This is a genomic window from Lentzea sp. NPDC004789 (assembly GCF_053601075.1).
On the sequence record NZ_JBSGBE010000002.1, the window covers coordinates 541738 to 566007 of the forward strand.

28 protein-coding genes are annotated in these 24270 nt (G+C 71.3%); 14 read left to right on the plus strand and 14 right to left on the minus strand.

What is annotated here, in order from left to right:
- The first annotated feature begins 4 nt into the window (after positions 1-4).
- The 3 genes from ACWEIJ_RS06660 to ACWEIJ_RS06670 are packed head-to-tail and all read left to right on the plus strand — an operon-like array spanning position 5 to position 2373.
- The gene (locus ACWEIJ_RS06660; RefSeq protein ID WP_355450702.1) at positions 5-436 is read left to right on the plus strand and encodes a DUF4383 domain-containing protein; all 432 of its coding nucleotides are present in this window, start codon (positions 5-7) and stop codon (positions 434-436) included.
- A gap of 10 nt (positions 437-446) precedes the next feature.
- Positions 447-1397, plus strand: a complete 951-nt coding sequence (locus ACWEIJ_RS06665) for a carboxylate-amine ligase (RefSeq protein WP_449836169.1) — start codon at positions 447-449, stop codon at positions 1395-1397.
- A complete protein-coding gene (locus tag ACWEIJ_RS06670) occupies positions 1372-2373 on the plus strand; it encodes an iron-containing redox enzyme family protein (protein WP_449836170.1) in 1002 nt (333 codons plus the stop codon). The genes ACWEIJ_RS06665 and ACWEIJ_RS06670 overlap by 26 nt, the downstream gene beginning before the upstream one ends.
- Here the strand turns inward: ACWEIJ_RS06670 and ACWEIJ_RS06675 are convergent.
- Together ACWEIJ_RS06675 and ACWEIJ_RS06680 are read right to left on the minus strand one after the other, a co-directional pair.
- Positions 2316-2552 (minus strand): CDGSH iron-sulfur domain-containing protein, encoded by a 237-nt coding sequence (locus tag ACWEIJ_RS06675; RefSeq protein ID WP_449836357.1) that lies wholly within the window; start codon positions 2550-2552, stop codon positions 2316-2318. The genes ACWEIJ_RS06670 and ACWEIJ_RS06675 overlap by 58 nt on opposite strands.
- The gene (locus tag ACWEIJ_RS06680) at positions 2485-3192 is read right to left on the minus strand and encodes a HemK2/MTQ2 family protein methyltransferase (protein WP_449836171.1); all 708 of its coding nucleotides are present in this window, start codon (positions 3190-3192) and stop codon (positions 2485-2487) included. Before ACWEIJ_RS06680 ends, ACWEIJ_RS06675 begins: the two co-directional genes overlap by 68 nt.
- A 73-nt stretch (positions 3193-3265) precedes the next feature.
- Between ACWEIJ_RS06680 and ACWEIJ_RS06685 the strand changes: the two genes are divergently transcribed.
- The gene (locus tag ACWEIJ_RS06685) at positions 3266-3850 is read left to right on the plus strand and encodes a hypothetical protein (RefSeq protein WP_449836172.1); all 585 of its coding nucleotides are present in this window, start codon (positions 3266-3268) and stop codon (positions 3848-3850) included.
- Here the strand turns inward: ACWEIJ_RS06685 and ACWEIJ_RS06690 are convergent.
- From ACWEIJ_RS06690 to ACWEIJ_RS06700, 3 genes are read right to left on the minus strand one after another with little or no spacing between them, the layout of a single operon-like run.
- Positions 3845-4309, minus strand: coding sequence for a DUF1360 domain-containing protein (locus ACWEIJ_RS06690; RefSeq protein WP_449836173.1), 465 nt, complete (start codon positions 4307-4309; stop codon positions 3845-3847). The genes ACWEIJ_RS06685 and ACWEIJ_RS06690 overlap by 6 nt on opposite strands.
- Entirely contained in the window at positions 4306-4497 is a 192-nt protein-coding gene (locus ACWEIJ_RS06695) for a DUF2795 domain-containing protein (protein ID WP_449836174.1), read from the minus strand. Before ACWEIJ_RS06695 ends, ACWEIJ_RS06690 begins: the two co-directional genes overlap by 4 nt.
- Before the next feature lie 16 nt (positions 4498-4513).
- Entirely contained in the window at positions 4514-5308 is a 795-nt protein-coding gene (locus ACWEIJ_RS06700; protein ID WP_449836175.1) for an SDR family NAD(P)-dependent oxidoreductase, read from the minus strand.
- 140 nt (positions 5309-5448) lie between these two features.
- On the opposite strand from ACWEIJ_RS06700, the gene ACWEIJ_RS06705 reads away from it, so the two are divergent.
- From ACWEIJ_RS06705 to ACWEIJ_RS06715, 3 genes are read left to right on the plus strand one after another with little or no spacing between them, the layout of a single operon-like run.
- Complete coding sequence (locus ACWEIJ_RS06705; protein ID WP_449836176.1) at positions 5449-6429, plus strand: efflux RND transporter periplasmic adaptor subunit; 981 nt, start codon at positions 5449-5451, stop codon at positions 6427-6429.
- Positions 6429-7121: an ABC transporter ATP-binding protein gene (locus ACWEIJ_RS06710; RefSeq protein WP_449836177.1), complete on the plus strand. Its 693-nt coding sequence runs from the start codon at positions 6429-6431 to the stop codon at positions 7119-7121. The genes ACWEIJ_RS06705 and ACWEIJ_RS06710 overlap by 1 nt, the downstream gene beginning before the upstream one ends.
- The gene (locus ACWEIJ_RS06715) at positions 7121-8452 is read left to right on the plus strand and encodes an ABC transporter permease (protein WP_449836178.1); all 1332 of its coding nucleotides are present in this window, start codon (positions 7121-7123) and stop codon (positions 8450-8452) included. Before ACWEIJ_RS06710 ends, ACWEIJ_RS06715 begins: the two co-directional genes overlap by 1 nt.
- Before the next feature lie 75 nt (positions 8453-8527).
- Here the strand turns inward: ACWEIJ_RS06715 and ACWEIJ_RS06720 are convergent, their stop codons facing one another.
- Positions 8528-9313, minus strand: coding sequence for an aldo/keto reductase (locus ACWEIJ_RS06720; protein WP_449836358.1), 786 nt, complete (start codon positions 9311-9313; stop codon positions 8528-8530).
- A gap of 51 nt (positions 9314-9364) precedes the next feature.
- Complete coding sequence (locus ACWEIJ_RS06725) at positions 9365-10123, minus strand: SDR family NAD(P)-dependent oxidoreductase (protein ID WP_449836179.1); 759 nt, start codon at positions 10121-10123, stop codon at positions 9365-9367.
- 83 nt (positions 10124-10206) lie between these two features.
- On the opposite strand from ACWEIJ_RS06725, the gene ACWEIJ_RS06730 reads away from it, so the two are divergent.
- Genes ACWEIJ_RS06730 through ACWEIJ_RS06745 form a run of 4 tightly spaced genes read left to right on the plus strand, consistent with a single transcriptional unit; the run spans position 10207 to position 13027 of the window.
- On the plus strand, positions 10207-10644 hold the full coding sequence (locus ACWEIJ_RS06730) for a MarR family winged helix-turn-helix transcriptional regulator (protein WP_449836180.1): 438 nt from the start codon (positions 10207-10209) through the stop codon (positions 10642-10644).
- Between the two features lie 4 nt (positions 10645-10648).
- On the plus strand, positions 10649-11758 hold the full coding sequence (locus ACWEIJ_RS06735) for an acyl-CoA dehydrogenase family protein (protein ID WP_449836181.1): 1110 nt from the start codon (positions 10649-10651) through the stop codon (positions 11756-11758).
- A 19-nt stretch (positions 11759-11777) separates the two neighbouring features.
- Positions 11778-12575 (plus strand): thymidylate synthase, encoded by a 798-nt coding sequence (locus tag ACWEIJ_RS06740; protein WP_449836182.1) that lies wholly within the window; start codon positions 11778-11780, stop codon positions 12573-12575.
- The gene (locus tag ACWEIJ_RS06745) at positions 12572-13027 is read left to right on the plus strand and encodes a dihydrofolate reductase (RefSeq protein ID WP_449836183.1); all 456 of its coding nucleotides are present in this window, start codon (positions 12572-12574) and stop codon (positions 13025-13027) included. The genes ACWEIJ_RS06740 and ACWEIJ_RS06745 overlap by 4 nt, the downstream gene beginning before the upstream one ends.
- On the opposite strand, the gene ACWEIJ_RS06750 is transcribed toward ACWEIJ_RS06745, so the two are convergent.
- Both ACWEIJ_RS06750 and ACWEIJ_RS06755 read right to left on the minus strand, forming a co-directional pair.
- Positions 13024-13383, minus strand: coding sequence for an MmcQ/YjbR family DNA-binding protein (locus ACWEIJ_RS06750; protein ID WP_449836184.1), 360 nt, complete (start codon positions 13381-13383; stop codon positions 13024-13026). The two genes, ACWEIJ_RS06745 and ACWEIJ_RS06750, sit on opposite strands and share 4 nt — an antisense overlap.
- 10 nt (positions 13384-13393) lie before the next feature.
- The gene (locus ACWEIJ_RS06755) at positions 13394-14284 is read right to left on the minus strand and encodes a proteasome assembly chaperone family protein (protein WP_449836185.1); all 891 of its coding nucleotides are present in this window, start codon (positions 14282-14284) and stop codon (positions 13394-13396) included.
- A 147-nt stretch (positions 14285-14431) separates the two neighbouring features.
- Here ACWEIJ_RS06755 and ACWEIJ_RS06760 point away from each other — a divergent pair, with 147 nt between their 5' ends.
- Complete coding sequence (locus ACWEIJ_RS06760; RefSeq protein ID WP_449836186.1) at positions 14432-15025, plus strand: DUF4230 domain-containing protein; 594 nt, start codon at positions 14432-14434, stop codon at positions 15023-15025.
- A 63-nt stretch (positions 15026-15088) separates the two neighbouring features.
- Complete coding sequence (locus ACWEIJ_RS06765) at positions 15089-16699, plus strand: serine/threonine-protein kinase (protein ID WP_449836187.1); 1611 nt, start codon at positions 15089-15091, stop codon at positions 16697-16699.
- A gap of 191 nt (positions 16700-16890) precedes the next feature.
- Here ACWEIJ_RS06765 and ACWEIJ_RS06770 read toward each other — a convergent pair whose 3' ends face one another.
- Genes ACWEIJ_RS06770 through ACWEIJ_RS06790 form a run of 5 tightly spaced genes read right to left on the minus strand, consistent with a single transcriptional unit; the run spans position 16891 to position 23345 of the window.
- On the minus strand, positions 16891-18888 hold the full coding sequence (locus tag ACWEIJ_RS06770; RefSeq protein WP_449836188.1) for a DUF3488 and transglutaminase-like domain-containing protein: 1998 nt from the start codon (positions 18886-18888) through the stop codon (positions 16891-16893).
- Positions 18888-19106, minus strand: coding sequence for a hypothetical protein (locus ACWEIJ_RS06775; protein ID WP_449836189.1), 219 nt, complete (start codon positions 19104-19106; stop codon positions 18888-18890). Before ACWEIJ_RS06775 ends, ACWEIJ_RS06770 begins: the two co-directional genes overlap by 1 nt.
- Positions 19103-20209, minus strand: a complete 1107-nt coding sequence (locus ACWEIJ_RS06780; RefSeq protein WP_449836190.1) for a DUF58 domain-containing protein — start codon at positions 20207-20209, stop codon at positions 19103-19105. Before ACWEIJ_RS06780 ends, ACWEIJ_RS06775 begins: the two co-directional genes overlap by 4 nt.
- Before the next feature lie 11 nt (positions 20210-20220).
- A complete protein-coding gene (locus tag ACWEIJ_RS06785; protein ID WP_449836191.1) occupies positions 20221-21186 on the minus strand; it encodes an AAA family ATPase in 966 nt (321 codons plus the stop codon).
- Positions 21183-23345: a hypothetical protein gene (locus ACWEIJ_RS06790; RefSeq protein ID WP_449836192.1), complete on the minus strand. Its 2163-nt coding sequence runs from the start codon at positions 23343-23345 to the stop codon at positions 21183-21185. Before ACWEIJ_RS06790 ends, ACWEIJ_RS06785 begins: the two co-directional genes overlap by 4 nt.
- A 185-nt stretch (positions 23346-23530) precedes the next feature.
- Between ACWEIJ_RS06790 and ACWEIJ_RS06795 the strand changes: the two genes are divergently transcribed.
- Positions 23531-24175: a hypothetical protein gene (locus ACWEIJ_RS06795; RefSeq protein WP_449836193.1), complete on the plus strand. Its 645-nt coding sequence runs from the start codon at positions 23531-23533 to the stop codon at positions 24173-24175.
- Positions 24176-24270 lie beyond the last annotated feature (95 nt).

The window sequence follows — 24270 nt, forward strand, 5'->3', positions numbered from 1 at the left end:
TTCGATGGTCGACGTCACCACCCGCACGCGGGTACAGCAGGCCGCGCTCGTCGTCGCGGCCGTGTTCGCCCTGGTAGGCGTGCTCGGCTTCATCCCAGGCATCACCACCGACTACGACCGGATGACGTTCGCGGGTCACCAGTCCGGTGCGATGCTGCTCGGGATCTTCATGGTGTCGATCCTGCACAACATCGTGCACCTGCTGTTCGGCGTAGTGGGCTTCCTGGCCTCGCGCACGGCGGCGGGCGCGCGGGCGTTCCTGATCGGCGGCGGTGCGATCTACCTCGTGCTGTGGCTGTACGGACTGGTGATCGACAAGATGAGCGACGCCAACTTCGTGCCGCTCAACAGCGCGGACGACTGGCTGCACTTCGTCCTCGGGCTCGGCATGATCGGACTGGGAGTCGCACTTGGCCGGCGTGCCGCAGTGCGCTGACACCGTTGGCGTGGAAGAGGAGTTCCTGCTCGTCGACACGGCGTCCGGACGTACCGCGGTGCGGGCGGACGCCGTGCTGGCGCGGGTCGGCGACACCGGCCTGACCAAGTTCCACGCCGAGCTCGCGGCCACGCAGGTGGAGGCGGCGACCGGTCCGTGCGAGTCGGTCGCCGACCTCGGCGACGCGCTCCGGCAGGCCCGCACCACGCTCGCCAAGGCGGCGGAGGAGGTCGGGCTGGGCCTGATCTCCCGCGGCACGCCGGTGAAACCGTCGCCGCGGCCGATCGTGTCGCGCGACCATCCCCGGTTCCACCGCGTTCTCGACACGTACGCGGGCGTGGTGGAGCACTACGAGGCATGCGGATGCCATGTCCACGTGGGTGTTCCGGACCGCGACACCGGCGTCCGGGTGCTCGGCCACGTGCGGCCGTGGCTGCCCACGTTGCTCGCGCTGTCGGCCAACTCGCCGGACCACGGTTACGCGAGCTGGCGCATGGTCGAGCAGTCGCGTTTCCCCGGTTCCGGAGTGCCGCCGGTCTTCCTCGACGCCGACGACTACGACGCCCACGTCGCGCGCATGGTCGCCTGCGGCACGCTGGTGGACCGCGCCCAGTCGTTCTGGCTCGCCCGCCTGTCGCCGAAGCTGCCGACCGTGGAGTTCCGGGTGGCGGACGCGGCGGCCACCGTGGAGGACGCGATGCTGCAGGCCGCCCTGTCCCGCGCTCTCGTCCACACGGCGTGCCTGGGCGACGAATCACCGCCGGTGCGCGACGACGTGTGCGCGGCGGCCGTCTGGGCGGCCTCGCGGTACGGCCTGGACGGTCCCGGGGTCGACCCGTGGCGCGCGTGCCGGGTGCCCGCCACGGCGTTGCTCGAACGGCTGCTGGAGCACGTCACGCCGGCGCTGGCGGACCGCGGCGAGCTCGCCCTGGTGCATGACCTCGTCGACCGGCGGGTATGAGAGCGTGGTGAAGCTTCCCGCACCCCGCGGACCGCTGTCCGAGACCGTCGTCGCCACGCTGAGCGGCGATCCGGACGGACGGCCGGTCCCGTTCATCGACGCCGACCCGTACGGCGAGGACCTCACCCTCGCCCTGCACCTGCTCTACGAGCTGCACTACCAAGGCTTCGACGGCGTGCACCCGGCGTGGGAGTGGGACCCGGAGCTGCTGAAGTTCCGCGCCCAGGCCGAGATCGCGTTCCTCGCCGCCCTGCGGTCCGATGTGGACGGCGGCGACGACCTGACCGCGGCGCTGGACGAGCTGCTGGTCGAGCACGTGCCCGGCAACGGTGTCTCGCATCACCTGCGGGACAACGGGACCTGGGACGAGATGCGCGAGTACTTCGCGCATCGCTCGGTGTACCACCACAAGGAGGCGGATCCGCACGCGTGGGTGATCCCGCGGCTGCGCGGCCGGGCGAAGGCGGCGCTGGTCGCGGTGGAGTTCGACGAGTTCGGCGGCGGCCGGGCCGACCGGATGCACTCCCGGCTGTACGCGGACCTGCTCGAAGGCGCCGGGATGTCCCCGGACTACCTGCACTACCTCGACGACGTGCCGGCACCGGCCATCGCGATCGTCAACATGATGTCGTTGTTCGGCCTGCACCGGTCGCTGCGCGGCGCGCTGGTCGGCCACTTCGCCGCCGCGGAGATCACCACGGCGCCGAGCGCCCAGCGGATGACGCAGGCGCTGACCCGCCTGGACGCCGACCCCCGGTGCGTCGAGTTCTTCACCGAGCACATCGAGGCCGACGCCGTGCACGAGCAGATCATGCGGCGCGACGTCATCGGTTCACTGCTGGAGCGGGAACCCGAACTGCGGGCGGACGTGGTGTTCGGCATCCAGGCCACCGAGCTGCTGGAGGCACGCCTGGCCGATCACCTGCTGTCGTCCTGGCGCTCGGGGCAGTCGTCGCTGCGCACGCGTTTGCGGTGACTGGTGTCGCAGAACGGGTAGCGCTTGCTGCGGCGGCACGCGCACACCGCGACCACGAACCGGTCGCTGGTGTGCGTCACGCCGTCGTCGGTGACGAGCTCGACCGGCCCCTCAACGAGCACCGGGCCGTTCGGCACCACCGTCACCCTGCGTGCGGTGCTGGATGCGTTCCGGCTGATCACCGCGGATCACCACCAGTTCCTCGTGTCGCTGGCCCGGCTCGATCAGCCCGTGCCGTTCCAGGAAGCCGATCCGGCCGTTCATGACCGGCCCGAACGGCACCAGGCGCCGGTGCACGACCGACGCCTTCAGGCCGTTGTCCCGCAGCTGCCGCAACGAGGTGTTCACTCCGCACAGTGCGGAGTGGACCATCAGCAGCACGCCGCCCGGCACCAGCAGGTCGATCATCCTGGCGCACAACGGGTCGAGCAACTGACGTCCGTCCAGCCCCGCGTCCCACGCCCGCGCCGGCCCGCTCGCCGCACAGGGACCGGCGGCCGGCACGTACGGCGGGTTGGCGAGCACCAGGTCGAAGCGCTCGTCCCCGACGACCTCCAGCGCGTTGCCGAGCCGCACCCGCAACGGCAACCGTCGCAGGGCCGCGTTGACCCGCGCGGTCCACACCGCACGCCGGGACACGTCCACCCCGGTCACCTCGGCCGCACCGGCCCGGATCGCCGCGATCGCGAGCGCGCCCGTGCCGGTGCCGATGTCCAGCACGCGTGCACCGGCCGGGATCGCCGCGGCGTGCATGGCCTCGACGAGAAGGGCCGTGTCGTCCTGAGGCGTGTACACGCCCGGTGCCCTGAGCAGCCTCATGGAGGCAGAGTCCCCCGCCAGAAGACCTTGAAACACCGCGTTTTCCGGCGTTTTCCACGGGTACTCGCGGGAGGTGCTGACGACGGTGTTCCACCTGCTCGCCAAGGCCAGGCACGCTCGCGCGCTGCATCCGCGCGGCGTCCAGACGACCGGGGAGCTGACCGGTACCCCACCTTTCCCCGCGACGGCCACCGTGACCGTGCGCCTGTCCAAGGGGGCCGGTACCGGGCCGGGAAAGCCGGACGTGCTCGGCATCGCGCTGCGCGTGCCCACCGAGTCCGGTGACTGGGACCTGCTGCTGTCGAGCACAGGCACCGGCCGGCAGACGCGGCTGCTGCCGAAGTTCGTGCGCCACTGGCGCGACGCCCGGCTCGGCACGCTCGCGCCCTACCGGTACCGCGGTGAGCTGCTGTGGTTCATGGCCGTTCCCGACGGCGGCGAGCCACCGGCGCGGTTCACGCTCCACGTGTCCGGAAAGGACGCCGAGTGGCGCCAGGTCGCCACTGTGACGTTGCATCCCGCGGACCGGACGGCGGCACCGGTCGCGTTCGACCCGGTGCTCAACCGGCCACCGGACATGGAGCTCGCGCCGAGCTGGCTCGCGGCACTGCGGGAACAGGCCTACGAGGGCAGCCGGCGCGGCCGCCACGCGTCATGACTTCAGCTTGTCGTACACCAGGTTCAGCACGTCGGACGCCGCCACCGCGCTGAGCGCCGTGGACACCAGCCGGGTGAGCCGCGGCGCGAACACCAGCCCCGCGGTGAGCCCGCTCGCGATCCACACGCCCGCGCAGAACGGGCAGGTCAGCAGCTCCCCGATCGCGTGCTTCGCGGGTTCGTCCGACCGCACGGACTCCTTGAGCTCCGCGTGCCCCGCCGGTTCCTCGTAGACGGTGAACGGTGCCCGCAGCGGGCGCGTCACCGCCTCCTTGGTGAGCAACCGGCTCGCCTTGTGCGTCGCGACGCCCACGAGCGCGGTGTCGGCGAGCGAGAACCGCTCCGGCAGCCGGACGCCGGTGAGGCGCCCGGCCACCGAGACGGCACCCGCGAGCACCGCGTAGCTGCCGAGTGCGAAGAGGTAGCCGCGGATCTGGGCACTTCCGTTGGAACGGCTCACGCCCGGGAAACCTCCTCGCTCACGGCGTTCGGGCCGTTGTACTCGCGGTCGGGCAGCTTCTCCAGCGCCGCCATGACGTCGTCGCCGGCACCGTTGTCGCGGGCCTTGTCCAGCAGCTGTTGCCTGGACACCGGGTAGTCCACGCCGGAGAGACTCTTCTGGATCTGGATGGGGTTCGGTTGGCTCATGGGGCGCGAGTACCCGTCAGGACTCGGCCGAACCGGGTTCGGTCATCGACCGCATCATCTTCGCCTTCACCGGGTCCGGCGCGACCTTCCCGGCGACCGCCTGGACCTTGTTCTTCAGCGAGCCCGCGACCACGTGGTCGTCGCCCTTCATCAACGCCTCGAAGCCCTGCTTCGCGACCTGCGCCGGGTCGTCCTTGGTGCCCGTCGCGACCTTGGTGTCCTGCATGCCCGCGCGCTCGAAGAACTCCGTGTCCGTCGGCCCCGGCATCAGGGTCGTCACGGTGACGCCCGTGTCCCGCAGCTCTTCGCGCAGGCTCTGCCCGAACGACGCGAGGAACGCCTTGGAGGCCGCGTAGACCGAGTGGAACGGGCCGGGCGCGGTCGCGGCGATGGACGAGGTGAAGAGCACCCTGCCCTGCTTGCGGTCCACCATGTCGGTGAGCAGCCGGTGCGTGAGGTGCACGGAGGAGCGGACGTTGAGGTCCACGATCTCCAGGTTGTCGTCGAGCGAGGTGTCGCGCACGAAGTCGCCGCCGACGCCGACGCCCGCGTTCACCGCGAGCACGTCCACCGGGCGTCCGTCCGCCCGCACGGCGGCGACCAGCGCCTCGACGCCCTCGTACGTCGAGAGGTCGGTGCGCACCGGATCGACGCTCACTCCCTCGCACCGCAACGCGATCTGCGCGGCCGTCTCGTCGATCCGTTCGTCCTCCGCCGCGACCACCAGATCGAAGCCGTTGTCCGCGAGCACTTTCGCGAGTTCGTGACCTATTCCGCTGGAAGCACCGGTCACCACGGCAAGCGCATTCACAGGTCATCTCCTTCCGGTCAACACCCCGGATACCCGTGACCACCAGGTCGATGCCGGATCGGCCGAAAGTCCGATGCAACCTCCTCGGCGCGTGCGGTGTCCTTATCGGTAGGTTGGTCAAAACGACATGGGGGACATTCGTGCGCAATATTCTTCTCGCGCCGCTGTGCGCGCTGGTCACGGTCGCCGTGGCGGCGTGCAGTCCGTCAGGTCCGGACCAGGCCAACCCGGAGCTGGCACCGCGCGGCACGACGATGACCAAGGTGAAGCCGACCAGGCAGGACCTGACCACCAAGCTGAGCATCTCGGGCAAGGTCGAGATGAACCCGACCTTCGGGCTCGTCGCGCCGGTCGCGGGCCAGGTGCGCTACTTCGACGTCCCCGCACCGAACGGCACGCCGACCAAGCCGACCAGGGTCGCGACGGTGTGGAAGGACGGGACGCCGAACTACGTCGAGGTCCCGGCCGGTGCCACGTTCGGCGGCCGGCTCGTCGACGACAAGGCCACCGTCACGGCGGGCATGCCGATCGCGTCGGGCAAGCACGTCGGCTACGCGATCGTCGGCGACATCGACGGTGCGCAGGCGTACAAGATCAGCGGCGCGCTCACCGACGTGACGGTGCAGATCAAGAACGGTCCCGGCCCGTTCCCGTGCACGGTGCTCGGCACGATCGCCGCGCTGCCGCAGGGCACCATCCCGGAGAAGCCGCCGGTCACGCCGGACACCAAGACCCCGCCGGCCGGCCAGCAGCAGCCCAAGACGCCGGAGCAGCCGCAGCAGCCCAGCTCCTCGACCGGCCTGCGGATCGTGTGCACCGCGCCCGCGGACGTGCAGATGATCAACGGCGCGAGCGCGTCGATCGAGGTCACCACCGGCAAGTCCGCGCAGGCGCTGGTGGTTCCGGTCGAGGCGGTCGCCGGGCAGCAGGGCAAGGGCAAGGTCGACGTGCTCTCCCCGGACGGCTCGCGCAAGACCACCGACGTGGTGCTGGGCCTCACCGACGGCAAGGTCGTCGAGGTCAAGTCGGGTCTCACCGGGGACGAGGAGCTCGCCGTGCCGGGGCCGAACCTGCCGGAGGCGCAGCAGGGCGGCGACCAGTCCAAGCCGACGGGACCGTGATGACCGTCCCCCAGGCGCAGGCGCCGCTGCTGCAGCTCAACGGCATCACGAAGGTTCTGAAGGGCCAGGAGGAACCGCGCACCATCCTGTCCGGTGTGGACCTCACCGTCCATCCTGGACAGAGCGTGGCGATCCTCGGCCGGTCCGGTTCCGGCAAGTCGACGCTGCTGTCGTTGATCGGGCTGTTCGACCGGGCCGACGAAGGCCAGTACCTCCTGCACGGCAACGACATCACGAAGCTGCCCGAGCGCAGGGCCGCGGCCTTGCGCAGCGCGGAGTTCGGGTTCGTGTTCCAGCGCTTCTTCCTGCTCAAGCACCTCACCGCCGCGCAGAACGTGGCGATGGCCCTGGTCAACGGCCAGGGCTGGTCGTCGCGGCGCAAGCGCAGGCAGCAGGTGATGGAGGCGCTGGAGCAGGTCGGTATCGCGCACCTCGCGAAGTCCAAGCCCGCCAGGCTTTCCGGCGGTGAGCAGCAGCGCGTGGCGATCGCCCGCGCGCTCGTCCGGCAGCCGCGCGTGATCCTCGCCGACGAGCCCACGGGCGCGCTCGACACCGAGACCGGCAACCTCGTCGTCGAGGTGCTGCTGAACACGACCAGGCAGGGCTGCGGCCTCGTGCTGGTCACGCACGACCACGACCACGCGCGCAAGATGGGCCGCGTGCTGGAGCTGCGCGACGGGCGGTTCAACTGATGTTCTCCGGCAAGCTGCGGTCCGCCCTGGTGATCGGCGGACAGGGCATCCGCGCCCGCAAGCTGCGCACGTTCCTGTCGATGGTCTCGCTGTTCCTCGGTGTGCTCGCGGTCGTGGCCGTGCAGGCGGGGTCGGAGATCGCCGAACGCGCGATGCTCACCGACGTCGAGCTCCAGGCGGGCAAGGACGGCACGATCACGGGCTACATCCCCGGCGAGAAGGGCGCGCCGGGCATCGTCGAGGCCACGCTGAAGGGCCGGGCCGACGCGGTCGCGATGATCAGCTCGAAGGCGGTCATCGGCGAGCCGGGCGTGCGGCCGATCAACGAGGGCGGCATGCCGTTCGAGTACGCCAACCGCGGCGGCGACTACTACTCCGGCCCGCAGATGATCTGCGACTCGAACGGCGTGTGCCAGGAGCAGAAGCCGCAGGAGAAGAAGCCGGACGGCCAGGCGATCGAGGTCAGCATGGTCGCGCTGACCGGCGACGTCCGGCCGTTCAAGCCGTTCCGCCCGGTCTCCGGCGGCTGGCTCGACTTCACCTCCGCCCCGTCGCTCGCGCCGCGGATCGTGCTGAACGAGGAGGCCGCCAAGGGCCTGCGCCAGTACCGCGTCCCCGGCGAGATGATGATCGACGGCGCCACCCACCACGTGACGCCGCAGATCGTCGGCGTGGTGCAGGACGGCGACATCCAGCCGAAGGTCTACCTGCGCCTCGACGAGCTGCGCACGTGGATGCCCGCGGCGCCGCAGACCAACGAACTGAACAGGTTCCGCGGCGGGGGCACCGGACTCGAGGTCTACCTGCAGCCGGGCTCCGACGACCTGCAGCACCTGCTGAAGGCCAAGCTGGTCGGCGCCGGGATCGACCAGAACCAGCTGCACTTCCAGCGGGTGAACTCCAAGGAGCGCATGCAGTCCGAGCTGAAGATCATGCGGCTGATCTTCCTCGGCATGGCGTTCCTGGTGCTGCTGATCGGTGTCGCGGGCATCCTCAACGTCGGTCTCGCCACGGTCGGCGAACGCGTCGAGGAGTTCGCGCTGCGCCGCGCGGTGGGCATGTCGAGGATGCTGCTGGCCGGCATCGTGCTCGCCGAGACGTTGCTGACGGGCCTGCTGACCGCGGCGCTCGCGATCGGCGCGGGCGCGGCGGGCCTGCAGGTCGCGCTGATGTTGTTCGGCCACCGCTTCCCGTCGTTGCAGGGCACCACCTTCCCGTGGGAGGCAGGGGTCGCGGGCGTGATCGCGGGTCTGGTCGCCGGTGTGCTCGGCGGGCTCATCCCGGCGATCCGGGCGGCGCGGATCCCGATCGCCACAGTCATGCGGGCCTAGAGGCGAGGCCCGTTGCCGGCGAAGCCCCGGACCGCGAGTACAGCGGTCCGGGGCTTCGTGTTCCGTGCTTTTTGATCAGGCCTGGTTGAACTCGTCCGGATTCGGGCCGATGCGGCCGCCGCGGTCCAGAGTGGACAGAGCCGCCATCTCGGCGGCGGCCAGCTCGAAGCCGAACACGTCGATGTTCTCCCGGATCCGCGACGGCGTCACGGACTTCGGGATCACGACGTTGCCGAGCTGCAGGTGCCAGCGCAGCACCACCTGGGCCGGGGAACGGCCGTGCGCCAGGGCGATCTTCGCGACCACCGGGTCTTTCAGCAGCTCGCCGCCCTGGCCGAGCGGCGACCACGCCTCGGTCGCGATGCCGTGCCGGGCGTGGAACTCGCGCAGTTCGGCCTGCTGCAGGTACGGGTGCAGCTCGATCTGGTTGACCGCGGGCACGACACCGGTCTCGTCGATCAACCGCCGCAGGTGCGCGGGCTGGAAGTTGGAGACGCCGATCGCGCGGACGCGTCCTTCCTTCTGCAGCTGGGCGAACGCCTTCCAGGTGTCGAGGTAGCGGTCGCGGGCCGGCGTCGGCCAGTGGATCAGGTACAGGTCGAGCACGTCGAGCCCGAGCCTGCGCAGGGACTCGTCGAACGCGCGCAGCGTCGAGTCGAAGCCCTGGTCGGAGTTCCACAGCTTCGTCGTGATGAAGAGCTCTTCGCGGTCGAAGTTCGCGACGGCCTCGCCGACGCCGCTTTCGTTGCCGTAGATGGCCGCGGTGTCGATGCTGCGGTAACCGGCCTTCAGCGCCTCCGCGACGGCGGGCGTGGCCTCCGCGTCCGGCACCTGCCAGACGCCGAAACCGAGCTGGGGCATGTCGACACCGTTGTTGAGCTTGAGTGTGTGCAAAACCAGTCCTTAGAACGGTTACGGGATCAGCGTCGGTGCGGTGCCGCCGTCGACGCGCAACGCGGCACCGGTCGTCGCGGACGACAGGTCCGACGCGACGTAGGTGATGAGGTTCGCGACCTCGTGGGGACGGATCAGGCGGCCGAGCAGCAGCGTGGGGCGTTCGGTGCGGACGAACTCCGCCTCGCCGCCGTCGCCGACGCGGTCGCGGATGAACTCCTCGACGCCGGGCGTGAGGGTCGGGCCGGGCAGCACCGAGTTCACCGTCACGCCGGTGCCCTGCACGGCCTGCGCCATGCCGCGCGCGATGGCGAGCTGCGCGGTCTTCGTCATGCCGTAGTGGACCATCTCGGTGGGCGTGAACACGGACGACTCACTGCTCACGAAGATCACCCGGCCCCAGCCGCGTTCGACCATGCGCGGCGTGTAGTGCCGCGAGAGCCGTACGCCGGACATGACGTTCGTGTCGAAGAACCGCTGCCACTCGGCGTCCTCGATCTCGAACACCGGCTGCGCGCCGTAGATGCCCATGTTGTTGACCAGCACGTCCACGTCGGGCACCTGGTTCACGAGGTGGGACGCGCCTTCCGCGGTCGCGATGTCCGCGGCGACGCCCCGAGCCTCGCCGTCCAGCTTGGCCACCGCCTCGTCCACGCGCTCCTGACTGCGACCGGTGACGACCACGGCCGCACCGGCCTTGAGCAGCGCTTCCGCGGTGGCGAAGCCGATGCCGGAGGTGGAGCCCGTCACGAGGGCCGTGCGTCCCGACAGATCCATGTCTCTCCCCGGTAGACTTGTTGAAGACGGTAACAAGCGTACGCAATAGTTGCACACGCTGTCTATTTGAGGGGAATTGACCTATGTCACTGGACGACGACGCCGTCCAGGCGCGCGCTCAGGGCTGGCGCACGCTCGCGGCGTTGCACGCGCGCATCGAGGACCGCCTCGAAAGAGCCCTGCAGAGGGCGCACGAGCTCTCGGTCAGCGAGTACACCGTTCTGGACGTCCTCAACCGCCAGGACGGCTTCCACCTGCGGATGAACCAGCTCTCCAACGCCGTGGTGCTCAGCCAGTCCGCCACGACGCGCCTGGTCACGCGCCTGGAGGACCGCGGCCTGCTCGCCCGCTACCTGTGCCCCACCGACCGCCGCGGCATCTACACCGAGGTCACCGACAAGGGCCACGAGCTGCTCGCGCTCGCCCGCCCCACCCACGACCGGGCGCTGGCCGAGTCGCTGGACGAGGCCGAGGGCATCCCGGAGCTCAAGCCACTCGTTGAGGCGCTCGCCAAGCTGTAGCCCGATGGGCAAGATCGCGCGCATGGATCTCCACGCCCTGATCCGCGCCGAGGCGCCGTTGGCCGAACAGCAGCGCGCGCTCACCGACCCGGTCGTGACCGCGCTCGTCGACCACGGCGTGCACCGCCTGATCGCCCCCAAGCGCTACGGCGGCGCCGAGCTCGGCCTGCCCGAGTGGAGCCGCGAGATCCAGGAGCTCTCGCGGTCCGACGCCTCGGCGGGCTGGACCGCGATGACGACCACGATCTCGTCGTCACTGGCCTGGTACCTGCCGTCCGACGCCGCCGACGAGATCTTCGGCGACCCGCGCGCGTTGATCGCCGGCACCGCCGCGCCGTTGGGGAAAGCGGTCGCGACCGACGACGGCTACCGCGTCACGGGCCGTTGGGGCTGGGGCAGCGCCGTCACCCACTGCGAGTGGGTCATCGGCGGCACCATCACGCCGGAAGGTCCGCGTCTGGCCGTGTACCCGCGTGCGGACGTGACGATCCACGACACGTGGCACGCCGCAGGTCTCCGTGCCACCAGTTCGCACGAGTTCTCTCTTGAGGACGCCTTTCTGCCGTATCGCCGTGCCGTGTGGCCGATCGGCTGCACTCCCGGCATCGAGGGCCCGGTCACGGTGTTCCCGTACTTCAGCTTCCTGGCCGCGGGCGTGGCGTCGGTGTGCCTGGGCGTGGCCCGGCGCGCGATCGACGAGATCGAGGCGCTGGCCGTGGCGAAGACCCCGCAGCACACCACGACGCGGCTCGCCGAGCAGACCGGCCTGCAGATCGAGCTCGCCTCGGCGGAGGCACGGCTGTCGGCCGCGGCGGCGTTCCTGCACGAGGCGCTGAGCACGGCCTGGGACCTCGCGGTGCACGGCACGCCCGCTCCGGACCCGGTGAAGGCCCGGCTGAGGCTAGCCTGCTCGTTCGCCTCGGGCGAGGCCACCGAGGTGACGCAGAAGGCGTTCGCGGCGGGCGGCGGCAGCTCGGTGTTCGAGTCGTCGGCCCTGCAGCGCTGCCTGCGCGACGCGCACGTGGCCGCCCAGCACACCGTGGTGTCGCGGCGGCTGTTCGAGACGTACGCCATGCTGCGACTCGGCCTTCAGCCGGACATGAGCCGGTTCTGAGTCAACTAAGCTCGGCCGTATGGCCGACACGCAGTACGAAGACCTGCTCCGCCACGTCCTGAAGGAGGGCGTGCACAAGGAGGACCGCACCGGCACCGGCACGCGGTCGATCTTCGGCCATCAGCTGCGCTACCCGCTCGCCGCCGGGTTCCCGCTGATCACGACCAAGAAGGTCCACTTCAAGTCGATCGCCTACGAGCTGCTGTGGTTCCTGCGCGGCGACAGCAACGTGAAGTGGCTGCGGGACCACGGCGTGACGATCTGGGACGAGTGGGCACCGGAGAGCGGCGAGCTCGGCCCGATCTACGGCGTGCAGTGGCGCTCCTGGCCCACCCCGGACGGCGGTCACGTCGACCAGATCGCCGAGGTGCTGAAGACCCTGCGCGAGAACCCGGACTCGCGGCGGATCATCGTGTCGGCCTGGAACGTGGGCGAGATCGCGCAGATGGCGCTGCCGCCGTGCCACGCGTTCTTCCAGTTCTACGTCGCCGACGGCAAGCTGTCCTGCCAGCTCTACCAGCGCAGCGCGGACCTGTTCCTCGGCGTGCCGTTCAACATCGCCTCCTACGCCCTGCTGACGCACATGATCGCCGCGCAGACCGGGCTCGGCGTCGGCGACTTCATCTGGACCGGCGGCGACTGCCACATCTACGACAACCACGTCGAGCAGGTCGAACTGCAGCTGGGCCGGGACGCGCGCGAGTTCCCGACCTTGCGGATGGCTCCCGCCGCGTCGCTGTTCGACTACCGCTACGAGGACTTCGAGCTCGTCGGCTACGACCCGCACCCCGGCATCAAGGCCCCGGTGGCGGTGTGATCGGCCTGATCTGGGCCCAGGACCCGAACGGCGTGATCGGCCGCGACAACGCGATCCCGTGGCACATCCCGGAGGACCTGAAGCACTTCCGGGAGATCACCGCGGGCTCCGCGGTCCTGATGGGCCGCCTGACCTGGGAGTCGCTGCCGCCGCGCTTCCGCCCGTTGCCCGGCCGCCGCAACCTGGTGCTGTCCCGCACGCCGCAGGAGGGCGCCGAGACGTTCCCGTCGCTGGAGAAGGCGCTCGCGGACGTCACCGGCGACCTGTGGGTGATGGGCGGCTCGGCGGTCTACGCGGCGGCACTGCCGTTCGCGGACCGGATCGAGGTGACCGAGGTGCGGGAGGTCTTCGACGGCGACACCTACGCGCCGAAGCTCGACCGCGAGCCGGTCGGCGTGGGTGCGTGGCAGGAGTCCGCTTCGGGCCTGCACTACCGGTTCGTCAGCTACTAACGCCGGCGTGCCCGCGCGTGCCACGCCTCGACGATCAGCTCCTCCAGCTCACCCACGCCGATGTGCTCCAACCGCACCAGGATCGCCGGATACCCGTGGAAGTGCGGCGTGGTGAAGTAGACCGACCCGTCGGAGGCCAGCAGCGCCTCCTTGGCCCCCAGGTCCGGCACCCGCGCCGCCAGGATGGGCCCTGACGGCGCCGACGAGCCCAACGCGGCGATGTCGGTCTTGCGCAGCGGCCGTTCCCACACGAAGAGCTTGTCCTTGACCCTCCAGTCGACGACGCCCTCCCGCACCCGCTCCGTCACGTCGGGCATGGAGGTGGCGATGCGGCGCACGTCGTTCCAGGTGGCCATCACAAGCTCCCTACAGGTGGTCCGGCGGACGCTGCTGCTCGGCCAGGAACCGTTCGAACTCGGCGCCCAGTTCGTCCGCGCTGGGGAGGTCGGTGTTGCCGACAGTCTGGATGAAGGCGTCGTACTGCCGCTCAAGCGCTTCCACCACCTGGGCGACCTCCTCCGACTCCGCGACCTGCCGGTGGATCTCGGCGTCGGCGGCCTGAGCCGCGTCGAGCAGCGATCCGATGGGCAACGCCAGACCCGTCGCCCGCGCGAGGGCGTCGAGCAGGGTGACGGCGGCGGTCGGGTACTGCGACTGCGCCAGGTAGTGCGGCACCTGGGCGGCGAAGCCCATCGCGTCGTGGCCCGCCTGGCCGAGGCGCAGCTCCAGCAGCCCCGAGACGTTGCCCGGCACCTGCACCCGGTTGAAGAACGGCTGGTACTCCGACACGAGCTCGGGCCGGGTCGCGTGACCGATGACGTTGAGCGGGCGGGTGTGCGGCACGCCCATCGGGATGCCGTGGAAACCGACGGTGAGGCGCACGCCCCAGCGGTCGATCAACGACCGGACGGCGAGCACGAACGCCTCCCAGCCGCGGTCCGGTTCCAGGCCGGTGAGCAGCAGGAACGGGTGGCCGGCGCTGTCCCACAGCAAGTGCACGACCAGTTCGGGAGTCGCGTAGTCCTCCCAGTGGTCGGTCGCGTAGGTCATCAGCGGCCGGCGGGAGCGGTAGTCGATCAGGCTGTCGATGTCGAAGCGCGCGACGACACGGCTCTCCAGCGTCTCCAGCAGGTGCTCGGCGAGCAGACGGCCCGCGGCACCGGCGTCCATGAAGCCCTCGAAGTGGTGCAGCAGCACCGCGCCCGTCAGGTCTGGCACCTCCGAGTCGACCTCGTACAGGTTCTCCGGGTCCAGCACCGCACGCCTCCAAAACCGTCGTTTCAGTCTCGTCCAAAGCCAACCAGATGGACACGGGACTGATTCCGCTCGGGTCGATTAGCCCATACAGACCGTGTGAGCGCATCACCTCACGGGTACTCCAACGCGGTGGACAGGCGCTGGGTGATGCGTGGAGCTCTGGTCGCTGCCGTCTTCATTCTCCTCGGTGCGGCGCTGTACGTCTTCGAGCAGTTCAAGCCCTTCGACGACACTTCGGTCGACCGCAGCCAGCCCGCGGTGCTCAAGTCGGTGCGGGATCTCAGCCAGTACCACGCGGCGGCCGGTGAGTTCCAGGTCGTGCTGGACATCGAGAACGACGTGAAGTGGGTGCCCGCGGCGCTGGCCGGGGAACGCACGCTGTTCGTCGCGGCCGGGTCGGTCAACGCCTACGTCGACCTGGGGTCGTTGCAGGACGACGGCCTCGTGCTGTCGCCGGACGGCAAGACCGTCGAGCTCCGGTTGCCCAAGGCCCAGCTGGACAGGCCGAACCTGCACCACGACCGGTCCTACGTCTTCAGCCAGAAGCGCGGCCTGGTCAACGACCTGCAGGCGCTGGTGGAAACCCCTGACCAGCAACGGTTCTACGTCGCGGGCGAGGCCAAGATCGCGGAGGCGGCGCGGCAGTCGGGACTGCTCAAGCGCGCCGAGGACAACACCCGCGTGATGCTCACCGGAATGCTGCAGTCGCTGGGATTCCAGGTGAAGGTGCTGACCACCTGAACCTTCTCCCGCGGTCGCACCGAAGGTCCGGGTGAGCCGGCCGCAGCGGGATAGGATTCGTTGGTGGAAGACGATCTGATGGCCTGGGCGCCCGCCACCGGTGCGGCGCCGGCACCCGAGATCGCCTTGCCGGGCTACAGCGGTTTCCGCGTGATCGCGCAGGGCGGCGAGGGCACGATCTACCGGGCCCGCCAGGACGGCCTGGGCCGTGCCGTCGCGGTGAAGGTCCTGCAGGTGACGGACCCCGCGACGCTGACCCGCTTCCGCCGCGAGCTGGCGATCACCGTCGAGCTCGGCCGCCAGCACCCGCACATCGTGACGGTGCTCGACACGGGCACGCTGCCGGACGGCCGCCCGTGCATCGTCATGGAGTTCTACGAACGCGGCTCGCTGCACGACCGCCTGCGCGCCATGGGCCCGTTGCCGGTGCAGGACGTGGTGTCCGCGGGCATCGCGGTGGCCGACGCGCTGGCGTTCGCGCACGGCCAGGGCATCCTGCACCGCGACGTGAAGCCGCAGAACGTGCTGGTGCTGCCCACCTCCTACGTCCTGGCCGACTTCGGCATCGCCCGGGGCGCCGACGCGGGCCACTCCGCGTCGCTGCAGATGGTCAGCTACCGCCACGCGGCCCCGCAGATGCTGGAGGGCGGCACCCCGTCGTTCGCCGACGACATCTGGTCGCTCGGCTCCACCCTCTTCACCCTGCTCGAAGGCAAGCCCCCGTTCGCCTCCGACAACCCGGACGAGGACACGCTGCTGTCCTACGTGGGCCGCGTCACCCGCGCCGAGCCCCGCACGCTGACCCGCTTCGACGTCCCGGCCGCGCTGGTCGCCGTGATCGACCGCTGCCTGCGCAAGGACCGCGCCGACCGCTTCACCTCGGCGCTGGAGCTGCGCGACGCGCTGACCGCCGTGCGCGCGGGCACCGCGGTGTCCATTGTGGACCCCGACTCGACGGCGATGCTGGGCGAGCGCACGTTCTTCATCCCGGACGGCCCGACCGAGGCACCCGGCTTCGGCCCGCGCGGCTTCGTGCCGGAACCGGAGCCGGAACCGGAGCCCGAGGAAGAACCCGACGACTCCTGGCAGGGCCGGCTCGCGGACCTGACCTACCGCCACACCGACCTGGCCACCCCGCCCGCACCACCCCGGCCGGTCGCCGTGCTGCCGACCGTCGACCTGCCCCCACCGGAACCGATGACCGCCCCGGTCCGCAGGAGCAGGCGCGGCGGCGTGCTCGCCCTGCTGGCCGTGGTCGCGGTGACCGGCGGCCTCGTCGCGGGCATGCTGCTCAACCGCACCGACGACAAGCAGTCCCAGCAGTCCCAGCAGTCCCAGCAGTCGTCGACCACCCTCCCGGTCCCCACCGCGGAGTCGGCCGACGCGGGGCCGCCCCCGAACGCCGACCCGAAGTTCATGCCGGTGCTCAAGCGCGCCGAGTACCACGGCAAGGCGATCGAGCTGGAGTGGTCGGACCCGAGCAACGGCCAGGCCGAGTTCGTGGTGATCGACGTGACCGGCGCCAAACCGCTCGCCGTCACCAGGGTGACCGGCGGGGCGACCAAGTACGTGATCGAGGACGGCGGCGGGTACCGGCGTTGCTTCCAGATCGCGGCCTTCGGGTACAACGGCGAGCGCGGCAGCTCGGGCAAGGTCTGCGCGGCCAAGAACTAGCCCGGAACCGTCAGACCCCCCTGAGTGTCGCCGGGTTGATCAGAGGGTCCACACGTTGCATTCGGGGACTTCGCTGTCAGCCGAGCAGTGTGAGGCCGCCGTGGGCTGTTCGAGCAGGGTCTTGGCTCGAAGGCGGTGGCGACCAGGTCGGGTGTGCGGCGCCAGGCGGTGGAAGCCTGCGCGAGCACGCCCTAACGCCGCAACAGCGGCCGCGGGTCCACCGCCCACACCACCCGCCGCCACCAGGAAGCCTTGCGCCGCACGGCTTTGCGCACCTGCCGGGCGAGCCGCCAGCTGTTCTCGGCCCGCACGGGCTCCGGCGCGAACGCGGCCTGGTCCACCATCGCCGCGAGCCGCACGCCGGCCTCGCCCCACTCCCGCCCGACGTCCGGCGCGGTCCGGCTGGCCCGCGGCCTCAGCCCGGCCAGCTGCAGCGAGTCCAGGACCTCGTGCCACGCCCCGACCGGACCGGCGGCCCGCAGCCGCAGCCGGCGGGTGGTCCGCGCCACGTACAGCGCGACCAGCACCAGCACCGGCGACAACACCCAGAACGGGAACCCGGCCGGCGGCTGCGGAGCGGCCACCACGTCCGGTCTCACCGCGGACGGCTGCACCAGCGGCGGCACGGACGGCAGCGAGGTCGGCGTCGGCTTCGCGGTGGTGGAGGCGAGCCGGTTCAGCACCTCGCGCTTGGACGCGGCGCTGGGCCCGCTTCCGTTGCCGGACACCGGGTCGAACGCCACCCAGCCCCACCCGCTGAAGTACACCTCCGGCCAGGCCGTGGCGTCCGCGGCGCGCACCACGCGCTCGCCGTTCTGCTCCGGCACCGGCTGGAACCCGACCACGACCCGCGTCGGCAGCCCGACGGCGCGCGCCAGCACCGCGAACGCGGACGCGAACTGCTCCGCCGTCCCCGCTCCCGCGCCGGCCTCGCCCGGTGCGCCGAACAGGAACGTCTCCAGCCGCGCGTACGACGACCCGACCGGCGCCTCGGCGTCCGGACGGCGGTTCAGGCGCACGACCTGTTCCAGCGCCACGGCCTTCTCGTACGGCGTGCGCGCGGCCGCCGTCGCCTGCCGCGCGTACTCGGCCAGCGTGAACGGCAGGCGCGGCAAAGCGGTGTACCGGGTCGCGCCGCCCGGAACCGAGGCCTCGGCGAGGTCGGTGTCCGCCGGCGTCTCGACCACACCGCGAACGGTGTAGCTCAGCCCGGTCTTCAAGCCTTCCGCGACGACCAGCGACCCGGTGTCCGGATCCACCATGGCGTCGCTCAGCGACACCGACTGCGGCTTGCCCACGCCCGGCAGCCACTCGCCCTGCAACCCGGTGATCCGCAGGTCGACGGTCGTGTCCTGGAACTTGCCGCCGACGGGCAGGTCCGGCGGGTCGACGACGCCCAGCGGCCCGTAGGTCGACGCGGCCTCCCACGAGGCCCCCGAGTACCGGCTGAGCGTCACCAGCCGCACCGGCACCTCAGGCCCGCGCATCCGGAAGAGCTCGGTCTCCCCCTGCGCGGCCCACGCGGCGAGCTGCGGCAGCGGGTTCGCGATGGCCACGTTGGTGATCGGCGGGTGCACGAGCTTGCGCGGCTCGAACCCGTTGGCGGGCAACACGAACGCCAGCAACGTCAACGCCGCCGTCGCCGTCGCCGGCACCGCGGGCGGCACCACGGGCCCGCGCCGGTCGATGATCAGCCAGCCCACCGCCAGCAGCACCACCAGCACCAGCGCGACCAGGCCGTACCGGTCCGCGCGCCCGGTGGTGAGCAGCGCCGCCGACACGTACAGCACCGCCGCGCCCAGCGCCGGCACGAACAACGCCGTCCCGCGCTTGGTCACCGACAACACCGTCGCGGTCGAGATCCCGACGATCAGCAACAGCCCGGGCACCAGCAGCTCGGGCGTCGCGGGCGCCGGACGAGCCGCGGTGAGCAGCCGCGGCACGGTGTCGAGCAGCACCCACGCCGGATCGCGGCCCGGTTCCGCGCCGCGAGCCGCGAAGAACCCCGCTGTCATCGCGAGCACCATGACCGCCAGCCCGGCCAGACCGGCGGGAACGAGCCGCTTCAGCAGCAGCGCGAGGAACCCGGCGAACGCCGCCAGTCCGAAGTAGACGAACGCGCCGTCCCAGGCCCGGGCCAGTTGCAGAGAACCGACCACCAGCACGGCGGCCACCCACGCGTACCTCATCACGCCACCGCACCTCGCAACCACGCGAGCCGTGGCGCTCCGGCGAGACCTGTGGGGACCGGCGGCCGCGCAAGCCGAAGAGCCTCGACAGCCGGCACGGCGGTAGCCCGCCGGCGGATGTCAGCCACCAGCCCAACCGCACCCCACACCGGCGGGACGGCGACCTTCCCGCCCGCCACCGCAGCGCCGAGCGCGGGCGTGCCCGCTCCACGCGTCATCGGGCCACCACCGCGTTCCACGAGTCGATCAGATCCTCCGCGCGGCCGCCGCTGATCACCAGCACCGAGCCCGCCGCCCCCACCGGGCGCTTCTCGTCCACCACGAGCACCGTGCCGAACGCGGCGCGGCCCGCCTCCAGCACCAGCGCGGGCACGGTGGTCCCGCTGATCACGGCCACCACGTCCAGGTCGCGCACCGGCACGGTGGGGCGGCCGTCGACGTCCCGCAGCTCCAGGTCCGCCAGTGCCGCCAGGATCGGTGCGGAGTCCTGGGTCTCCTCGAGATCGGTGTCGCCGGAGGACGTCAGCAGGCGCACCGGATGTCCTTGTTCCAGCGCCGAGGTGATCAGCGACGCCGCCACCTCGACGGCTTCCTCGAACCGCTGTTCCTGCGCGTACGACGACGCGTTGTCGTCCAGCAGCACGGCCAGGTGCGGGCGGGCGGGGTCGGCGTCCTCGCGGATCATCAGCGTGCCGGTGCGCGCGGACGTCGCCCAGTGCAGGCGGCGCAGGTCGTCGCCCGGCACGTACTCGCGCAGGCCCACCAGGTCCGTGCCGCCGCGCTCGACGCGTTCGTCGGCGCCGACCTGGCCGCGGCGGGCACCGGACGGCAGGCCGCGCACCGGCAGCACGCGCGGTACCACTCGCACCTGCACGACCTCGCCCAGCACGGTCCTGGCCTGCGCCAGACCGGCCAGGCCCTTGCGTCGCAACGTCAGCGGGCCCACGTCGAACACACCGCGGCGGGAGGTCGGGATCGCGTAGTCGACCGCCTCGACGGCGCCGGGTTCGAGCAGCGGCACGTCCACGGCCGTCGGGGTGCCCGCCACCATGTCCACGGCGTCCAGCGCGACCGGCCACCGGCCGACCGCCGACAGCTCCAACCGGCCGCTGCACCGCGCCAGCCTCGGCACGGTGCGCGGGCGGACGGTGCGCGACACGGTCAGCGGCGAGGCGACCAGCACCGAGACCGCGGAGGCGACGACCAGCGCGGTCAGGGCGAGGCCGAACGCCGCCATGCCCGCGTACCGCCACCACAGCCCGACCCCGAGCATCAGCACGCCCAGCACCGCGGTTCCGGTGCCGCGCAAGGTGAGTCTCATCGCGCCCCGGATCACTGGGAGGCGGGCTTGGGCACAGGCACGCGCGCGAGCACGTCGGCCAGCACCTCGGACGTCGTCACGCCCGCCAGCACGCTCTCCCGCGTCAGCACCAGCCGGTGGGCCAGCACCGGGTCCGCGATGTCCTGGACGTCCTGCGGCACGACGAAGTGCCGGCCCTTCGACGCCGCGTACACCTGCGCGCACCGCACCAGGGTCCGCAGCCCTCGGGTGGACGTGCCGAGCCGCAACCGGTCGTCGGACCGCGTGCCCGCGCCCAGGGCCGAGATGTACTGCAGGATCGGATCCGCCACGTGCAGCAGCTGCAACCGCCCGCTGAACGCGCTCACCTCCCGCGGCGACGTCACCGTGCGCACGTCGGCGATCCGCCCGGCCCCGCTGCCGGGACGCAGGACGTCGAGCTCGGCCTCCACCGAGGGATAACCGATCGAGGTCCGCAGCATGAACCTGTCCAGCTGCGCCTCCGGCAACCGGTAGGTGCCGTCGAGGTCGATCGGGTTCTGCGTCGCCACCACCAGGAACGGATCCGGCACCGCGTGCCCGACGCCGTCGATCGTGACCGTCCGCTCCTCCATGACCTCCAGCAACGCCGACTGCGTCTTGGCGGCGGCGCGGTTGATCTCGTCGGCCAGCACGATGTTCGCGAACACCGGACCCGGCCGGAACCGGATCTGCCCCGTCTGCGGGTCGTACACCGACGTGCCCGTGACGTCGGACGGCAGCAGGTCCGGCGTGAACTGCACGCGCCGGGAGATGCCGCCCAGAGCACCCGCCACGGCGCGCGCCAGCGTCGTCTTCCCCGTGCCCGGCACGTCTTCGAGCAGCACGTGACCGCCCGCGAACATCGCCACCAGCACCAGGTCGATCACGTCGCGCTTGCCGCGCACGGCGCTCTCGACCGAGTCACCGAGCCGGGTGTGCAGGTCGCGGAAGGCCGAAACCTCACCGGTGTCGATCACTTTTCCTCTTCTCTGCGCACACCGATGCGCAACAGGAACGCGCACGCCAGCAGACCCAGGCCACCCGCTCCCGCCGGCGCGGTCCCCGCACCGGCGGGGGCCATCCGCGGCACGCAGGTCGGCTTGCCCGCGCACTCGTCCGGGAGGTACATCGCGTTCTTCGCCGCCGAGTCGACCTGGCCGGCACCGGACGCCGCGTAGGCGCGCACCACGATCAGGTTGCCGCCCTCTTCGACGTCGATGACCGCGCTGGTGGCGTTGCAGGCGATGCCGACCGAGTAGCCCTGCGTCTTGTTCACGACCTCGCAGCGCCCGTTGTGGCCGGCCCAGTCCGGCGGCGGCGCCATGCTCACCGTGCGCCGCGACGCGAACTTCCCGCCGCTGATGCCCGTGATCACCGCGGCACCCGCAGTGGGCAGCGACGGCGGTGGCGGCGGAGGGGGTGTCGTGGTCGTGGTGGTCGGCGGAGGCGTGTTGGGGGGAGGCGTGTTGGGCGGCGGGGTGTTCGGCGGAGGCGTGTTGGGCGGCGGAGTGTTCGGCGGCGGGGTGTTCGGCGCCGTCACCGTGAACGCCGCCATGCCCGCGGCACCGGCCTGCGTCGCCGTCGACGCCCGCACCGTCACGTCCAGCCGCCCGCTCGTGCAGAACGTCGACCCCGTGCACGGCACCGAGAGATCGGCCGAGTTACCGGCCGACTGAGCCGACACCGAGCCGCCGGAGAACGAGCCGGACCCCGTCACGGTGTAGCCCACGACCGGATCGGCCGAGGCGGCGGCACTCCAGCTCACCGTCACGACCACCGCGGAGGCGCTGCGCGACTTCTCCCGCACCGTCACGCCCGCGGGCGCGGCCGGAGCCGAGCCACCCGGAACCGACGGCGGCGGCGAGGACCCCGTCGTCGACGGCGGCGGGTTGACCTCGGTCGTCGGACCGTTGTTGCCACCGGGGTTGCGCGGTGGCTTGGTCGGCTCGTTCGGGTTCGGCGGCGGGGGCGGCGGCACCGTCGGCGGCGGCGAGCGGTCCGGGTCCTTCACCGGCAGCTCGGGGCTGCGGATCGTCAGCGAGCGCGTCGCGCCGTCGGTGTCGACCAGCACACCCGTCGACGAGCCCGGCACGTTCACGAACAGCCGGCCGTCGTCGAACACCAGCTCCGGGTCGGTCCCGCCGGACGTGCGCACGTCGTCACCACCGCGACGACCGCCGCGGTCCAGGATGATGACCTTGCCGGAGCCCTTGCACGGCACGTAGACCTTGTCGCGGAACACCGCGGGCCGGCCGGGCTTCGGACAGCCCAGCGCGTTCACGTCGACCCGCATCACCTGGCCGTCGACGACGAGCACCACCGCGGACGACTCCGGCACCGACGCGGGCACGAGGTCGGTCGGCGCGGTCTGCGCGGCGATCACCTCGGCGTCGGTGCGGTCGGTCGACCTCGACACGTCCTGCCCCGTGCCGTCGCGCACCACGACACCGCCGTCGAGACCGATCAGCGTGACGCCCTGGTCGTGCGGCACCAGCACGGTGCGCGGCCCGGCACCGCTGACCTGCCGTTGCGAGCGCTCCTGGAACTTCTCCTCGTCGTCGGACCAGTCGAGCGACCGCAACGTGCCGCCGTGGTCGACCAGCCACAGCACGCCGCGCTCGTCCACGACGGCGTCGGCGAGCGGCTGCCCGGCCTCCCACGTCTGCCCGATGTCGGCCAGCGTCAACGGGTCCGCCGTGTGGACCGTGCCGGCGGCGCGGTCGACAACGTACACCATGCCGTTGGACACCAGCACCTTGCTCGACGCTCCGGGCGGCGCCTGCCGGCGGCCGGACGCGAGCAGCGTGGCCAGGTCGATCACGGTGATCTCGCCGGTCCGCCGGTTCAGCACGATCAGGCGGCCGTCCTCCTGCGCGATCTCCAGCTGCGAGTCGGGCCCGCTGATCTGCAGGCGCGTCTGCGGCTTGCCCGACACCGGGTTGACCTGCACGACCTCACCGCGCTGGTCGTCGCCCAGCCAGGTGAGCCCGTCCGACACCGCGACCGACGTGCGGGAGATGCCCTGCCCGAGCGCGGCGCCCGCGAGCACCAGGACACCCAGCAGTGCCGCGACGAAACTCGCCGACTCCCGCCCTCCACCGGAGACAATGCGTCTGATCCGGTGCCACCAAGCCATGTGCGCCTCCCTCGCCCGCCGGGGATGCTAACCCCCGGCTCTGACAACTTCGGACGGTGCACGGTTCCCGGATCGCCCGGTCAGCCGACTGGCCGACATCGAGAAACGTAATGACGGGGTCTGACAGTTTTGAAAACCGAATGGCGTTCCCCCAGAAAGATCAACGCGTGAGGCAGAGTGGACGCATGGAGATCCCAGGTATGGGTCTGGCCAAGCAGGCGCTCAGCACGGCCATCGACACGACGGCCGCCGTGGCCGCGGTCCCGGGCCGCGTGCTGAGCCTGATCGGCGAGGTCGAGCAGCTGGTCCGCAAGGTCAACGGCACGATCGACGCGGTCGACGGCATCGTGCGGAAGGCCGACGCGCTCGTGGAGCGCACCGGGCACGTGGTGGCCGACGCGGAGAAGGCCGTCGACGAGGTCCGCGCGATCACGGCGAGCGCGAGCGACGTCGCGGAACGGGCCGGGCACGTCGTCACGACCGCCGGCCACACCGCGCACTCCGCCAACGAGCTGATCGGCCTCTACGAGCCGATCGCCCAGCAGGCCCATCCGCTCGCGAAGCGGTTCGTTGAGGAGCTCTCCCCGCACGAGGTCGAGGCCGCCATCAAGCTCGTCGACGAACTGCCGGTGCTGACCGAGCACCTCACCAGCGACATCCTGCCGATCCTCGCGACGCTGGACCGGGTCGGCCCGGAGGTGCACCAGCTGCTGGAGGTCACGAGCGACATGCGCCAGGCCATCCTCGGCATCCCCGGTTTCGGGTTCATGCGCCGGCGCGGTGAGAAAAAAGAGGAGGAAGAAGGTGTGAGGTCGACCGAAAACGGGTAGCCGCCCTGCCATGACCGCCCGCCTGAACTCCGACCACCTGACCTGGTGGCTGCTCAGCTCCGTGTTCGCCCTGCTCACGCTGATCAACGTCGCCC

Coding starts and splice junctions, on each gene's coding strand:
- ACWEIJ_RS06660 (WP_355450702.1), top strand. CDS start 5: ATGGTCGACGTCACCACCCGCACGCGGGTACAGCAGGCCGCGCTCGTC.
- ACWEIJ_RS06670 (WP_449836170.1), top strand. CDS start 1,372: ATGACCTCGTCGACCGGCGGGTATGAGAGCGTGGTGAAGCTTCCCGCA.
- ACWEIJ_RS06680 (WP_449836171.1), bottom strand. CDS start 3,192: ATGAGGCTGCTCAGGGCACCGGGCGTGTACACGCCTCAGGACGACACG.
- ACWEIJ_RS06695 (WP_449836174.1), bottom strand. CDS start 4,497: ATGAGCCAACCGAACCCCATCCAGATCCAGAAGAGTCTCTCCGGCGTG.
- ACWEIJ_RS06710 (WP_449836177.1), top strand. CDS start 6,429: ATGACCGTCCCCCAGGCGCAGGCGCCGCTGCTGCAGCTCAACGGCATC.
- ACWEIJ_RS06715 (WP_449836178.1), top strand. CDS start 7,121: ATGTTCTCCGGCAAGCTGCGGTCCGCCCTGGTGATCGGCGGACAGGGC.
- ACWEIJ_RS06720 (WP_449836358.1), bottom strand. CDS start 9,313: ATGCCCCAGCTCGGTTTCGGCGTCTGGCAGGTGCCGGACGCGGAGGCC.
- ACWEIJ_RS06725 (WP_449836179.1), bottom strand. CDS start 10,123: ATGGATCTGTCGGGACGCACGGCCCTCGTGACGGGCTCCACCTCCGGC.
- ACWEIJ_RS06730 (WP_449836180.1), top strand. CDS start 10,207: ATGTCACTGGACGACGACGCCGTCCAGGCGCGCGCTCAGGGCTGGCGC.
- ACWEIJ_RS06735 (WP_449836181.1), top strand. CDS start 10,649: ATGGGCAAGATCGCGCGCATGGATCTCCACGCCCTGATCCGCGCCGAG.
- ACWEIJ_RS06740 (WP_449836182.1), top strand. CDS start 11,778: ATGGCCGACACGCAGTACGAAGACCTGCTCCGCCACGTCCTGAAGGAG.
- ACWEIJ_RS06750 (WP_449836184.1), bottom strand. CDS start 13,383: ATGGCCACCTGGAACGACGTGCGCCGCATCGCCACCTCCATGCCCGAC.
- ACWEIJ_RS06760 (WP_449836186.1), top strand. CDS start 14,432: ATGCGTGGAGCTCTGGTCGCTGCCGTCTTCATTCTCCTCGGTGCGGCG.
- ACWEIJ_RS06770 (WP_449836188.1), bottom strand. CDS start 18,888: ATGAGGTACGCGTGGGTGGCCGCCGTGCTGGTGGTCGGTTCTCTGCAA.
- ACWEIJ_RS06775 (WP_449836189.1), bottom strand. CDS start 19,106: ATGACGCGTGGAGCGGGCACGCCCGCGCTCGGCGCTGCGGTGGCGGGC.
- ACWEIJ_RS06780 (WP_449836190.1), bottom strand. CDS start 20,209: ATGAGACTCACCTTGCGCGGCACCGGAACCGCGGTGCTGGGCGTGCTG.
- ACWEIJ_RS06790 (WP_449836192.1), bottom strand. CDS start 23,345: ATGGCTTGGTGGCACCGGATCAGACGCATTGTCTCCGGTGGAGGGCGG.
- ACWEIJ_RS06795 (WP_449836193.1), top strand. CDS start 23,531: ATGGAGATCCCAGGTATGGGTCTGGCCAAGCAGGCGCTCAGCACGGCC.